This is a genomic window from Micromonospora sp. CPCC 205558 (assembly GCF_036902955.1).
Classification (GTDB): Bacteria; Actinomycetota; Actinomycetes; order Mycobacteriales; family Micromonosporaceae; genus Micromonospora.
In genome coordinates this window covers 390,938-404,522 of record NZ_JBAKHR010000002.1, presented here as the reverse complement: position 1 = coordinate 404,522, position 13,585 = coordinate 390,938, and the positions used below count along the sequence as shown (strand labels likewise).

The window sequence follows — 13,585 nt, the reverse complement described above, 5'->3', positions numbered from 1 at the left end:
AGCTTGCCTCCCAAGCCCCCCGGGCCCCCCCCCTCCCCGGGACGTACGCCCGGGGGCGTCCCTCCCGGCCGGCGCTCCGGTCACCAGGTGGGACGTTGGAGCAGGCTGACGAACTCCACCAGCAGCCGCTCACGCAGCGCGGATGGCGCGGCGTCGAGCAGCGTGTTCACCACCGCCATCCGTTCCGGCAGCGGACCCGCCGGCGACTCCGCCTCGCCGCCCAGACCCAGCCCGGCGGCCAGGCCGACGACCAGCTCCGGGGTCAGCGTCTCGGGGGTCAGGGCGCCGACCAGGGTGGTCAGCTCGGCGGGCAGCCGCACCGGACCGGCCGCCCGGGCGGCGGCCACCGCCTCGGTGAGGTCCGGCCCGAACTCGGCCACCCGGGGCGCGACCGCGGCGGTCACCGTGAGGTGCACGCTGGCGGGCAGGCCGTCGTACGACAGCTGGGGTTGGGTGTGCCAGCCCCGCGCGGTCAGCTCGTCGACCAGGACGAACAGATCGGGGCCGCCCTCGGTGGCGGTGAAGCAGACGACTGTCGACTCCGGCTCTGCCATCAGCCGCAACCCGTCGACGGCGCGGACGGCGTCGGCCAGCCCGGCTACCGCGTCCCGGGTGACTGCGGCCAGCCGCAGGTAGCCGTCGTCGCCGAGGTGCCGCACGGTGGCGTACGCGGCGGCGATCGGGCCGCCCGAGCGGGTCGACGCGATCACCGGGTTGATCATCGTGTAGCCGGGCCAGTCGGCGTACGCGAAGTACTGCGGGGCACGCAGGGTGGCGTCGCGGTGCAGCAGCACCGACACCCCCTTCGGCGCGTACGCGTACTTGTGCAGGTCGACCGAGATGGAGGTGACACCGGGCACCGCGAAGTCGAACGGCGGCACCGGCTCCCCGAGGCGGCGCAGGTACGGCAGGGTCCAGCCGCCGAAGCAGGCGTCCACGTGGCAGCGCACCCCGGCTTCGGCGGCTGCGGCCGCGATCTGCGTGACCGGGTCCACCACCCCGTGCGCGTACGACGGCGCGGAGCAGGCGACCAGCACCGTCTCGGGGCGGATCGCGGCGGCCATCGCGGCCGGGTCGGGACGCAACGTCTCCGGTGAGACGGGCACGACGTCCAACGCCACCCGCAGGTAGTGCGCCGCCTTGGCGAATGCCGCGTGCGCGCTCGACGGCACCACGATCCGGGGTTCGGCGATCTCCGGGTGGGCGTCCCTGGCGGTCTTGACGGCGAGGATCAGCGACTCGGTGCCGCCGCTGGTGACGCTGCCGACGACGTCCGGGGCGGTGGTGCCCGGGCCGGCGCCCAGCACCCGGCCGGCGGCGGCGACCAGCGCGTTCTCCATGGCCAGCAGGGACGGGAACGCGGTCGGGTCCAACCCGTTGACGTGCGCGCTCTCCTGGTGGGCGGCGGCGGCCAACTCGTCCAGCCCCGGCACCGCCGGGTCGTAGACGTACGCGAAGAGCCGTCCCCCGTGGGTCGGCGCGTCACCGGCCCGCAGCGCCCGTACCTCTTCAAGAACCCGTTCCGCGGGGACCCCGGCAGCGGAGAGCGCCCCGGCCTCAACCCTGTTCTCGTCGATCATGGAGCTACGGTGCCCTTCTCGTGACGGTCAACGGCCTTGTCCCCCAGCACAACTCCATGATCGACCAGGTCGCTGTGGGCGGTGAGGGTGTACTGGCGGAGCAGGAGGATCGGAGGGGCGATCAGCAGGGCCGGGATCAGCGTGAAGCCGAGGAGGACGCCGAGCCTCGCCGTGTCGGACTGGGCCGCCGCCGAGCCGGTGTCGGAGGACACGTAGCCGGAGAGTTGGAGCACCAGTCCGTAGATGCCCGGGCCGAGCGCCAGGCCGAAGGTCTCCCCGGCGGTCCACAGCCCGGTGAAGACACCCGCCTGGCGTCGACCGGTGCGCGCCGTCTCGTGCGCGATGCAGTCCGGCAACATGGCCAGCGCGAAGACCTGCTGCCCGGCGTACCCCACGCCGATCACCGCGACCACCAGATAGACGGCGACTGGCGGCAGCACCGGTGCGGCGACCAGGGTGAACGCACCGGCGGCGAGGATCAGGGAGGCGACCACCAGCGCGGTCCGCTTGCCCAGCCGGGCACCGATCCGGCTCCAGATCGGCATCACCAGCAGCGCCGGCCCGACGAAGCACACGAAGAGCACTGTCGGCCCGCTCTTGTCGTCGCGCAGGATCTGCCCGGCGAAGTAGTTGACCCCGGCCAGGATCGTCGCCACCCCGGCGGACTGCACCACGAAGCAGATCAGCAGCGCCCGGAACGGGCGGTTGGCGCCGGCCACGGCGAGCTGGGCACGTAGGGTCGGCTCGCTCTCGCCCACCGTGCCGGTCGGCGCGGACCGGGTGCCCAGGAACGCGCCGAGGGCGCCGAGGGCGATCAGCACCGCCACGAACAGGCCCATCCAGCGGTGCCCGGCCACGCCGTCACCACCGGCGGTCACCACCAGCGGCGCGACCGCGCCGGAGACCAGGATGGCCAGCGCCAGCACCGCGATCCGCCAGGTCATCAACCGGGTGCGCTCGGCGTAGTCGCCGGTCAACTCGGCCGGCATCGCCACGTACGGCACCTGGAAGAAGGCGAACGCGGTGGCGGTGGCGAGGAACGCGAACGCCACGTACGCGGCGGCGGCCGAGCCGTTACCGAACGGCGCGGCGAAGATCGACGCGAACAGGACGGCGAGCGCGAGGCCGGCGACGAGCAGGTACGGCCGGCGGGCACCCCACCGCGACCGGGTGCGGTCGGAGATCCGCCCGGCGACCGGGTTGACCAGCACGTCCCAGGCCTTGGGCAGCAACACCAGCAGGGCGGCCAGCCCGGCGGCCACGCCCAGGGTGTCGGTCAGGTACGGCAGCAGCAGCAGACCGGGCACGGTGCCGAACGCTCCGGTCGCCAGTGAACCGAGCGCGTAGCCGGCGTGCACCGATCGGGGCAGCGAGCCGGTGGCTGACGAGCCGGCGCCCGGCGGCGTTTTCATGGGCCCGAATGTTACTCACGTTAGGACGTCGGTCACATCCCCTCATCAGGCGACCAGGCAGCCGATGCGATGTCCACCCCCTCACCGCGCAGCGGCACTCCCTCGGCCCGCAGTCGGGCCCGCGCCTCGCGCTCGTGCCCCGGCGGCAGTCGACCACCCGCGGTCACCACCCGATGCCATGGCACCGAGCCCCCGTGCCGGGCCATGATGTTGCCGACCAACCGGGCCGAGGCACGCCCCGAACGCTCGGACAGCGCGTCGGCCACCCCGCCGTAGGACATGACCCGGCCCTCCGGGATCCGCTCGACCAGGTCGAGCACCGCCTCGACGTACTCGTCAGGAGTCACAATCCGCCACCATATGGGAACGCCGCCGGGCGGTGCCGCGGTGACCACGCAGAATGGTCGGGTGCGCGACGCAGTCACGACGGCCCGGCGGGTCGTCGTCAAGATCGGATCCTCCTCGTTGACCACCGCCACCGGCGGGTTGGCCGACGAGCGCGTCGACACGCTGGTCGACACCCTCGGTCGACTCACCGCCGAAGGGCGCGAGGTGGTGCTGGTGTCCTCCGGCGCCATCGCCGCCGGGCTCGCCCCGCTCGGGCTGTCCCGACGCCCGCGCGACCTGGCCACCCAGCAGGCCGCCGCCAGCGTCGGGCAAGGGCTATTGATCGGCCGGTACGCGGCCAGCTTCGCCCGGCACGGCCGCACCGTCGGGCAGGTGCTGCTCACCGTCGACGACGTGACCCGGCGAGCGCACTACCGCAACGCGTACCGGACCCTGCGCAAGCTGCTCGACCTGCGGGCGGTGCCGATCGTCAACGAGAACGACACGGTGGCCACCCAGGAGATCCGGTTCGGCGACAACGACCGACTGGCCGCCCTGGTGGCCGCGCTGGTCCACGCCGACCTGCTGGTGCTCCTCTCCGACGTGGACGCGCTCTGGACCGGTGACCCCACCAAACCCGACTCGACCCGGATCGCCGAGGTGCGCGACGACGCGGACCTCGCCGGGATCACCATCGGCGGGGCGGGCCGGTCCGGCGTCGGCACCGGCGGCATGGTGACCAAGGTCGAGGCGGCCCGGATCGCCACCGGTTTCGGCATCCCGGTGGTGCTCACCGCCGCCGACCTGGCCACACCGGCGCTGGCCGGCGAACCGGTCGGCACGCTCTTCCACCCGCAGCGGCAACGCCCGACGGCCCGGCTGTTCTGGTTGGCCCACGCCACCTCGCCCCGGGGGCGGCTGCACCTCGACCCGGGCGCGGTCGCCGCAGTCGTCGGGCGACGCAAATCGCTGCTCCCGGCCGGCATCACCGCGGTGGACGGCACGTTCACCGCCGGCGACCCGGTGGACCTGGTGGACACCGCCGGCGCGTCGGTCGCCCGAGGGTTGGTCAACTATGACGCGGTGGAGTTGCCCGGGTTGCTCGGTCGCTCCACCTCCGAACTCGCCGCGGCGCTCGGCCCGGCGTACGAACGAGAGGTCGTCCACCGCGACGACCTGGTGCTGCTGTGAGCCAAGGACCTTCCCACCTTCCCGAGGAGTGCTGGCATGAGCGTCGTTGAGCAGGCGCGACGGGCGCGGGACGCCGCCGCGGAGCTGGCCGTCGCCACGCGTACGGTCAAGGACGCCGCGCTGGCGGCGATGGCCGACGCTCTGGTGGCGCGTACCCCGGAGATCCTGACCGCGAACGAGGCGGATCTTGCGGCCGGCCGCGAGGCTGGGCTGAGCGCGGCCGTGCTGGACCGGCTCGCGCTCGACGCGGGTCGGGTGGCCGGCATCGCCGACGCGCTGCGCCAGATGGCCGCGTTGCCCGACCCGGTGGGCGAGGTGGTCCGCGGGTCCACCCTGCCCAACGGCCTGGAGCTGCGCCAGATCCGGGTGCCGTTCGGGGTGGTCGGCATCATCTACGAGGCGCGGCCCAACGTGACGGTGGACGCCGCCGGGATCTGCCTCAAGTCCGGCAACGCGGCGCTGCTGCGCGGGTCGTCGTCGGCCGCGCACTCGAACGCCGCGCTGGTCGCGGTGCTGCGCGACGCGGTCGCCGGGGCCGGTCTGCCCGCCGACGCGGTGCAGCTGCTCGACGCCAGCACCCGTGACTCGGTCAAGGAGCTGATGCGGGCCCGAGGGCTCGTCGACGTGCTCATTCCACGCGGTGGCGCATCGCTGATCCGCACAGTGGTCGAGGAGTCGACAGTGCCGGTGATCGAGACCGGGGTGGGTAACTGCCACGTGTACGTCGACGCCGCCGCCGACGTGGCGAAGGCCGTCGCGGTGACTTTGAACGCCAAGACTCAACGCCTCTCCACCTGCAACACGGCCGAGTCCCTGCTGGTGCACGCGGGCATCGCCGACGCGTTCCTGCCGCCGGTGCTGGCCGCCTTCGCCGAGGCGGGGGTGACCGTGCACGGCTCCCCCGAGGTGGCCGCCTACTCCGCCGCCGTGGTCCCGGCGACCGACGAGGACTTCGCCACCGAGTACCTGTCCGCCGACATCTCCGTTGCGGTGGTCGACTCGCTGGACGCGGCCGTCGCGCACATCCGCCGCTTCGGCACCGGGCACACCGAGGCGATCCTCACCGACTCGGCGAGCGCGGCCCGCGACTTCGTCGCCCGGGTCGACGCGGCGGCGGTGATGGTGAACGCTTCGACCCGGTTCACCGACGGGGGCGAGTTCGGCTTCGGCGCGGAGATCGGCATCTCCACCCAGAAGCTGCACGCCCGCGGCCCGATGGGCCTGCCCGAGCTGACCAGCACCAAGTACGTCGTAACCGGCGACGGCCACACCCGCTGACCCCCGCCCGCCCTCCCCCCTTCCGCGATCTTGGCGGCGGGGGGTGGGGTTCAACTGGGTGGCGCGGGGCGGGCGGCGCGGATCGCGGCCAGCGTGGTGTGCACGTCGAACTGGTGGCCGTCGTCGCTCTCCCAGCCGCCGTCGCTGCGCTGGGTCTCGGTCAGTCGGCGCAGCGCCCGCACCATGATCCAGTCCTGTGGGTCGACGCCGGCGCGGCGCAGCGTGGCCGCCAGCCACGCCACGTCCCCCGGGGACATCTTCGGCATCCGCTCGGCGAGCACCACCTGGATCCGCGCCGACTCCTGGAACATCTCCTGCCGGTGCAGCACGGCCGCGCTCAGCCAGCCGGCGGCGAGGAACGATGGCCAGCTACCGTCCGGGCGCAGCCGCGCGGCGAGCGAGTGGGCCGCCGCCTGCACCACCCCGGCGTACGCCCCACCGACCCGGTGATCGAGCGGGCCCGAGGCCCGGGCGTCCAGACCTGCGACGGTGAGCCAGAAACCGGCGTTGGCCGACACCAGGAACGCTGCCTCCGGGTCGCCGGGCCGGGCCCACTCCGGGGCCGAGTCGGCGAGCGACTCGTCTTCTTCCCAACCACCGTCGGCCTGTTGCCGGGACGCCAGCCAGTCCAGTGCCCGACGGGCGGCGGGACGGCCGAGCGCGCCCAGGTCGTCCAGTTCGGCGAGCCGGAAGCAGGTGGCGTCGATCGAGGCGATCTCGCCACCCCAGGTGGCCGGCCAAGCGCCGTCTGGGGACTGGCCGACCTCGGCCGTCTCCAGCAACTCGGCGGGCACGGGGGTGCCGTTGCGGAGCCAGGAGAGGCGGGCCCGTTCCACCGCATCCCCATGCGCCACGACGAACCCGATCGCGGCTTCCAAGTCGACCACGGCGGAGACGCTACCTGCGCAGACGCGACGCCGCCTCAGGGAATCGGCCAGCCCGGCATGGCTGCGTCGCTCCGGCCGGACGGCCGCTCGGCGTCATCTGCGTCGATTGGCCGGGGCGGCCGGGTGGGCCGCCCCGGCCCGATCGTCAGTACGCGGGCAGCGACGGGTCGATCTGCTTGATCCAGGAGAGCACGCCACCCTGCACGTGCACGGCGTCCTTGAATCCGGCCGCCTTGAGCGCGGCGAGCGCCTCCGCCGAGCGGACGCCGGACTTGCAGTGCAGCACGATCTGCCGGTCCTGCGGCAGCTTCGCGAGAGCCTCACCGGAGATGATGTCGCCCTTGGGGATCAGGGTGGCGCCGGGGATCCGGACGATCTCGTACTCGGCCGGCTCGCGTACGTCGACGAGGAAGATGTCCTTGCCGGCGTCCTGCCACTCCTTGAGCTCCAGGGCGGTGATGGTCGAGTCGAGCGTCGCCTCCTGGGCCTCCTCGGAGACCGCGCCGCAGAAGTCCTCGTAGTCTTCCAGCAGGTCGGTGACGCTCGGGTTGTCGCCGCAGAGCGCGCAGTTCGGGTCCTTGCGCACCTTGATCTTGCGGTATTCCATCTCCAGGGCGTCGTAGACCATCAGGCGGCCGACCAGCGGCTCACCGATGCCGGTGAGCAGCTTGATCGCCTCGTTCACCTGGATCGAGCCGATCGACGCGCAGAGCACCCCGAGCACGCCACCCTCGGCGCAGGAGGGGACCATGCCGGGCGGCGGCGGCTCCGGGTAGAGGCAGCGGTAGCAGGGGCCGTGCTCGGCCCAGAACACCGACGCCTGGCCGTCGAAACGGTAGATCGAACCCCAGACGTACGGCTTGCCGAGCAGCACCGCTGCGTCGTTGACCATGTAGCGGGTGGCGAAGTTGTCGGTGCCGTCGACGATCAGGTCGTACTGGGCGAAGATCTCGCGGACGTTCTCCCGGTCCAGCGCCGTGTTGTGGATCTCCACGTTGACCAGGGGGTTGATCTCGCGGATCGACGCGGCGGCGGACTCGGCCTTGGACCGGCCGATGTCGGAGACGCCGTGGATGATCTGGCGCTGGAGGTTGGACTCGTCGACGGTGTCGAAATCGATGATGCCGAGCGTGCCGACCCCGGCCGCGGCGAGGTACATCAGGGCGGGCGACCCGAGGCCACCGGCGCCGACACAGAGCACCCGGGCGTTCTTCAGCCGCTTCTGGCCGGTCACCCCGACATCCGGAATGATCAAGTGACGTGAGTAGCGGCGGATCTCGTCTACGGTCAGCTCGGCGGCGGGCTCGACGAGCGGGGGCAACGACACGGTGGACTCCCCGGGATCGGCGGTGTGAACCGCGCCATTGTTGCTCGCGGGAGCCCCGCTCGGCCATGAGGGACGACACGGGTCCGGTATGCGGGAGCGGGAATAACCGACGACCCGGCCGATCAGGGGACGATGTCCCCCGCGTAGCGACGGCCGTCGAGGTACGGCCAGGCGTTGGCGACGCAGCCCTCCAGGCCGTACGTCTGCTGCTGCATCACGGGGGCGGGCTCACCCGGGCCCGGGCACGCCTCGTGGTTCTCACCGAACTCGTGGCCCACCTCGTGGTTGATGACGTAGGTCCGGTAGGTGTCCAGCGAAGCGCCGTAGTCGGGTACCGCCTCCATCCAGCGGGCCAGGTTGATGATGACCTGACCGGGCAGGCGGCAGGAGGTGTAGCGCTCGGTGGTCAGCCCGCCCTCTGCGCACATCCGCTCGGACGTGACCGGGGTGGCCAGGTAGATGGTGAAGTCGGCGGACCGCGCGTCGGCCACCCGTTGCACCCTCAGCTCCTCGGAGGCGATCCAGCTGCGTGGGTCGGCCAGCACCTCGTCAACAGTTGCGGCGAACACGTCGGCGTCCTGGCTGGCGCCGCGTTCGACGACGACCCGGTAGCGGCGCAGCGGCCCGTCCGTGCCGTGCACGGGAGTCTCGCCGTCGGCCGCGGTGAAGCGTCCCGCCCCGACCGACGGGTAGCCGGTGGGCGCCGCGTGTGCGGCCACCCCACCCCCGTGACCCATCCCGCCCTGGGTGGTGGCCGAGGGCTCAGCCGGCGGCTCACCGCCCCGGCTCACCGTCACGCCAACGGCGACGGCGAGCACGAGCAGGCCGAGCAGCATGCTGCGACGACGCCGTCGGTGCATCCGAACGAACGTGGGACGCACCTCCCGCCGCGCCGAGCGGTGCTCGGGCGGCCGGGCCGGGCCGTAAGGGGACGACGGCGTCATACCGTCGAGCCTGCCAGATTATTAGGGCGTTTCTCCGTTTTTATCGAGATTGCCGCAAGGCGCTCGATCGGGACAGATAGTGGCGTTTCGGGCAGCCAGCTCAGAGGGCGGGGCCGGTGTAACGACGCCCGTTGAGATACGGCCACGGGTTGACCCGGCACCCTTTGAGGAAGAGCGTCTGCTGCATCATCACCGGGGCCGGCCGGCCCGCACCGGGGCAGCGCTCGTGCCGATGCCCGAGCTGGTGACCAACCTCGTGGTTGACCACGTACGTCCGGTAGACCGCCAACGGCACACCGGCCGAGACGAAGTGCGGCACCGACAGCCGCCACCGATCCAGGTTGATGATCACCTGGCCCGGTGCCCGACAGGACGTGTACGGCCGACCACCGATCCGGATGTCCACCCCACCCTGCGCGCACATCCGACCCGCCGTACGGGCGGTGGCCAGGTAGACGGTGAAGTCACGAGGCGCAGCACCGGGCACCTGCTGAAGCCGCAGCCTGCCGCTGTCGACCCAACTGCCCGGCCCGGCGAGCGCCACCTGGACCGCCTGGGCGAACTCGGCGGTGTCCTCGGCACTGCCCGACTCCACCGCGACCCGGTAACGCCGCAGCTCACCCGCCCGCCCAAGCACCGGGCCGGAGCGCGCGTCGTAGCCGAACCTGCCCGTGCCGGCGCTCGGAACCGCGCCAGGCACCCGCAACACCGGAGACGGACTGGACGAAACCACGTCGACGGGCGAGGGGTCGGCCGACGGCGGCAGCGGCGCGGCCACCAGCGGCGGCGGTGTGCCGATCTCCTCGGCGGCCAACCGGCCTGCACCGGGGTTCCCACCCGGCCCCTCGGCGAGCACGGTCAACGCCGCACCGACGGCCACCACCACCGCCACCAGTTGGGCGAGCAGCGCGAAACGCCGCCGACGGCGAGCAGGATGGCGGTCTGAGCTGGGCATCCGGGTCAGCCTGCCAGATCAGACCGCCCCGCCGCGTCAGCCGTTTCGGCGAGCAGGCCGACCACCGCGCGGGCAACCAGCCGGGGAACCTCCAACTGCGCCACGTGGCCGACGCCGTCGAGCATCATCAATCGGCTGTCCGGAATGACCCGGGCGGTCTGCGGCGCGACCCGCACGTCGACCAGGCGGTCCTGCCGGCCGCCCACCACCAGGGTCGGTGCGCGTACCGCTGCGGCGAGGCGCCACAGCGACCCCGGCCCCGGCAGGTACGCCCGCAGAAAGCTGGAGACCAACCCACGGAACGTCCGGACGTACGCGGCGGCGTAGTGCTCGGCCTCGTACCGCACCCGGATCTCCTCCAGGGCTTCGGCCCGACGCTGATCGCAGATCCGGCTGAGGTCGGCGACGCAGGCCTCCAACACCTGCTGGGCCATCACCTCCGGCGCGAGCTGGGTGAGGTGCCGGGCGACCAGCCGTTCACCACGTGGAATGGCGAGCACCGGCAGCATCCGCCCCTGCAACGAACGTCGGAAATCCAGGAACGGCAGTGCCGGGGAGATCAGAGTGAGGGTACGGACCAGGTCCGGTCGGAACCCGGCGACCTGGACCGCGACCGCGCCGCCCAGCGAATTGCCGAACAGGTGCACCGGGCCCCGACCGGAATGCTCGATCCAGCGGACCACCAGCTCGGCGAAGGCGGGAATCGTGTAACGCGGGCCGGGCTCGCTCCGGCCGAAGCCGGGCAGGTCGATGGCCTGACCGTCCAGTCGGTCGGCGAGCAGCCCGGCCAGGTCCGTCCAGTTCTGCGACGACCCGCCCAGCCCGTGCACGTACAGCGCCGGCTCCGCGCCAACGGCGGTGGCCGGGGTGTCCCGCACGTACGTGACCCGGCCGTCGAGGGGGACTTCCCGGCCCGGCCACGGCGGCGGGACACGGTCGTCGGGGAGCAGATGGTCCGGCCAGAGGGTGGCGCGTCTCATTGCTCCAGTCTGCCCCGGACCACTCAGGACAGCAGCGCCTCCAGCCGACGGTTGACCGCCGCCAGCGTCGCCCGCACCACCGCCTGCCGCGGATCACCCGCGACCAGGGCCGACCCGGCGAGCTGCTCGACCCAGCCCTCGCAGACCAGTAGCGCCACCACAGTGGCCACCTCGCAGTTGCCGAACGGCACCACCGCCGCGTGTTCGACGAAGCAGCGCCCCCGCTCGGCGTTGTCGGGGCCGCGCAGCAACTCGTCCACCGCGGCGGCCGCCGCAACCGCGCAGAGCCGCAGCACGTAGCCGTCCACAGCCGGCCCGGTGGCGTACCCGGAGGCGCTGTCACCCCCGGCAAGCAGCCGGACCTCCACGTTCGCGTCCAGGCCGAAGGTGCTGACCTGCACATGGTCGATCACCACGCGCGGACCCGGCGCGCCGCCGGTCTCCAGCGGTCGGGACGGCGCCGACTCCGTCGTGGTCACCTGACCACCGGAGTACGACGTGCCCAGCGTCGCCGGGCTACCGGTCGCGGCGCCGGCCGGGGCGGCCGAGACCGATCCGGGTTCCTCCACGGTGGCGCGGCCCCGGTGTGGAGCGTTCGACCGGCGTCGACGCGTCGGGTCCGTGCTGGTCCGCTGTTCCGGCGCGGCCTCGGCCCGACCGCCGGTCGGGCGGGCGACGCTCGGTGACCTGGCCGCCCGAACCTCACCGGGATCGCGCGAAGCCGCGTTCTGAGTTTCCGGGGTACGCCGCTCGGCGGGTCGAGGCTCGGCCGCACGACGGCGAACCGGCGGAGGTGGTGTGGTGGGCAGGCCGGGCAGATTCTGCGGGGCTGCGGCCAAGCCCATCCGCTCCTGGAGAAGCCGGGCCACCTGCCGGCTCACCTCGGCCGGGTCGGCGCCGTCGGCCAGATCCAGTCGCAGGCTGTGCGCCCCGGCCGGCGTACGACGCAGAGCCGCGTCGCGGACACCGGCCACCTCCCGCACGGCGTCCAGGATGGCGTTGACATCGAACCCCTCGGGGCGCTCCCGCAGCGGAGCTGGCTCGTCGTCGCGACGCAGGTGGGTGGCGATGCGGGCGAGTTCCGGGGTCTCGGCGGGGGGCTCCACGGCTGGCGGCTCCGGCACGACGGGCACGTCCGGTTCCGCGGGGACGCGCTGCGGCAGCACCACCGCGCTCGGGGCTGACTGCCGGCCGTCGCCGGCCGGGGACGTCGGGTCGGGGGCGGATCGGCGTGCCGCGTAGTGAGAGGCGGACGCCGGTGCGGGCTGATCTGGGCGGCCGGAATTCTTCGCGGCGGCGGGTGGGACCGCCGCGGTGGAGGACTGTGGAACGTCCTTCGAGGGCGGGTCGCTGGCCGGCACGGCCGATTGGGGCGACTCCACGGGTGCTGGACCGGGCTCGGGTGTCGCCGGCCGGAGCCGGAACGGTGCGGTCGGCCGGGTCTCGGGCCGTGACCGGCCGGGCGTCTCGCCGCCGTCGCCCCCACCCGTGCTGGCCGACCGGCTCGCCGGCCAGGACGGGCGTTCGACCGGGGTCGCGGGAAGCCGGCCCTCGGACCAGTCCGGCCGCTCGGCCCGGGAACTGCTCGCCGTCGGCGAACCGCCGGTCCAGGACGGGCGCTCTGCCACCAGCGACGGGCCGGCCGGAGCCGGTGGCGCGTCGGTCAGCGTGGGCGGTGGCCCGGCCGGTGCCGGCGGTGGCCCGGCGGGCGCCGCAGGTGACGCCTCGACCGGTGCGGGCGGGTCGGCCGGGGCCGGGCTGGAGGCCCAGGAGGGACGCGTGGGCGGAGAGCTGGTCGGTGCCGGATCGGAACCCCCGGCCCAGGACGGCCGCGTCGACGCCGCGCTGGTCGCGGGCGGTTCGGACCCACCAGCCCAGGAAGGTCGTACCGGCGGCACGCTGGTGGCTGCCTCGGACCCGCCAGCCCAGGATGGCCGCGCGGGCGGCGCGCTGGGCGGCGTCGGATCGGGTCCCCCAGCCCAGGGGGGCCGCGCAGGCGGCGCGCTGGCGGGGTCGGGGTCGCCACCACCCGCCCAGGACGGCAGGTCGGCCCTGGGCCCGCTGGGCGGTTCGGCGGGGCGCTCCGGCGCGGGCTCGGATTCGCCCCGGCCGGGTTCGTAACCACGGGGCGGATCGGCACGCACCGGCTCGTACGGGCGGGGCGCCTCGGCGCGCACCGGCTCGTACGGCTGGTTGGGCTCGGCGACCCAGCCCGGCGCCGACTCGTCCCGTGCTGCCGGGGCACCCGGCTCGTCGTCCTGGCGGGACCAGGGCGGGGCCCACCCGCCACCCCAACTCGGACGGTTCCAGCTCGGCCCCGACCAGTCGGGCTCGATGGCCGACGACTCCCCGGCGCGGCGCGTCTCACCAGCGCGGTGCGGGTCTTCGGCCCGGTGCTGGTCTCCGGCGCGGTGCTGGTCTGGCGGCCCGGCGCTCTCGGCAGCGCGACCGGGCTCGCCCTCGTCGGCGCGACCGGTCGGGCCCGGGGTGCGTCCCGAGCCCGCCGCGTGCTCCGGCGCGAGCGGGGCCCGCCAGTCGCGTGGCGCGGTCGGGTTCTCGTCGGCCGCCAGCCGCTCGCCAATCGGCGCGTGGAAGCCGGGCGGCACCTCGAAACCCGACGCGGCGGTGCCGACGGGCGGCACCTGGACGGCCGGTGGGGCCGAGGTGGGCAAGCCGGGGTCGGCCCAGCGGGCACGGTGGGCAG

11 protein-coding genes are annotated in these 13,585 nt (G+C 73.7%); 2 read left to right on the top strand and 9 right to left on the bottom strand.

The features are described from left to right. Nucleotides 1-80 precede the first annotated feature (80 nt). Genes V6U86_RS04270 through V6U86_RS04260 form a run of 3 tightly spaced genes read right to left on the bottom strand, consistent with a single transcriptional unit; the run spans nucleotide 81 to nucleotide 3,339 of the window. A complete protein-coding gene (locus V6U86_RS04270; protein ID WP_334498600.1) occupies nucleotides 81-1,580 on the bottom strand; it encodes a pyridoxal phosphate-dependent decarboxylase family protein in 1,500 nt (499 codons plus the stop codon). After that, on the bottom strand, nucleotides 1,577-2,992 hold the full coding sequence (locus V6U86_RS04265) for an MFS transporter (protein ID WP_334498598.1): 1,416 nt from the start codon (nucleotides 2,990-2,992) through the stop codon (nucleotides 1,577-1,579). Before V6U86_RS04265 ends, V6U86_RS04270 begins: the two co-directional genes overlap by 4 nt. A 32-nt stretch (nucleotides 2,993-3,024) precedes the next feature. After that, entirely contained in the window at nucleotides 3,025-3,339 is a 315-nt protein-coding gene (locus V6U86_RS04260) for an MGMT family protein (RefSeq protein ID WP_334498596.1), read from the bottom strand. 13 nt (nucleotides 3,340-3,352) lie between these two features. Between V6U86_RS04260 and proB the strand changes: the two genes are divergently transcribed. Together proB and V6U86_RS04250 are read left to right on the top strand one after the other, a co-directional pair. After that, nucleotides 3,353-4,510, top strand: coding sequence for a glutamate 5-kinase (proB, locus tag V6U86_RS04255; RefSeq protein WP_334498594.1), 1,158 nt, complete (start codon nucleotides 3,353-3,355; stop codon nucleotides 4,508-4,510). Nucleotides 4,511-4,546: 36 nt separating this feature from the next. Further along, a complete protein-coding gene (locus tag V6U86_RS04250; protein WP_334498592.1) occupies nucleotides 4,547-5,788 on the top strand; it encodes a glutamate-5-semialdehyde dehydrogenase in 1,242 nt (413 codons plus the stop codon). A 50-nt stretch (nucleotides 5,789-5,838) separates the two neighbouring features. On the opposite strand, the gene V6U86_RS04245 is transcribed toward V6U86_RS04250, so the two are convergent. The 6 genes from V6U86_RS04245 to V6U86_RS04220 all read right to left on the bottom strand — a co-directional run bounded on the left by V6U86_RS04245 (nucleotide 5,839) and on the right by V6U86_RS04220 (nucleotide 13,025). Further along, on the bottom strand, nucleotides 5,839-6,726 hold the full coding sequence (locus tag V6U86_RS04245; RefSeq protein WP_334498644.1) for a prenyltransferase/squalene oxidase repeat-containing protein: 888 nt from the start codon (nucleotides 6,724-6,726) through the stop codon (nucleotides 5,839-5,841). A gap of 94 nt (nucleotides 6,727-6,820) precedes the next feature. Beyond that, nucleotides 6,821-8,002, bottom strand: coding sequence for an adenylyltransferase/sulfurtransferase MoeZ (moeZ, locus tag V6U86_RS04240; protein ID WP_436971376.1), 1,182 nt, complete (start codon nucleotides 8,000-8,002; stop codon nucleotides 6,821-6,823). 122 nt (nucleotides 8,003-8,124) lie between these two features. Then, complete coding sequence (locus V6U86_RS04235; RefSeq protein ID WP_442934875.1) at nucleotides 8,125-8,946, bottom strand: DUF3152 domain-containing protein; 822 nt, start codon at nucleotides 8,944-8,946, stop codon at nucleotides 8,125-8,127. 100 nt (nucleotides 8,947-9,046) lie between these two features. Then, nucleotides 9,047-9,901: a DUF3152 domain-containing protein gene (locus V6U86_RS04230; protein ID WP_334498588.1), complete on the bottom strand. Its 855-nt coding sequence runs from the start codon at nucleotides 9,899-9,901 to the stop codon at nucleotides 9,047-9,049. A 5-nt stretch (nucleotides 9,902-9,906) separates the two neighbouring features. Beyond that, nucleotides 9,907-10,881, bottom strand: a complete 975-nt coding sequence (locus V6U86_RS04225; RefSeq protein WP_334498585.1) for an alpha/beta fold hydrolase — start codon at nucleotides 10,879-10,881, stop codon at nucleotides 9,907-9,909. Nucleotides 10,882-10,904: 23 nt separating this feature from the next. Then, on the bottom strand, nucleotides 10,905-13,025 hold the full coding sequence (locus V6U86_RS04220) for a hypothetical protein (RefSeq protein WP_442934877.1): 2,121 nt from the start codon (nucleotides 13,023-13,025) through the stop codon (nucleotides 10,905-10,907). Between the last annotated feature and the right edge of the window lie 560 nt (nucleotides 13,026-13,585).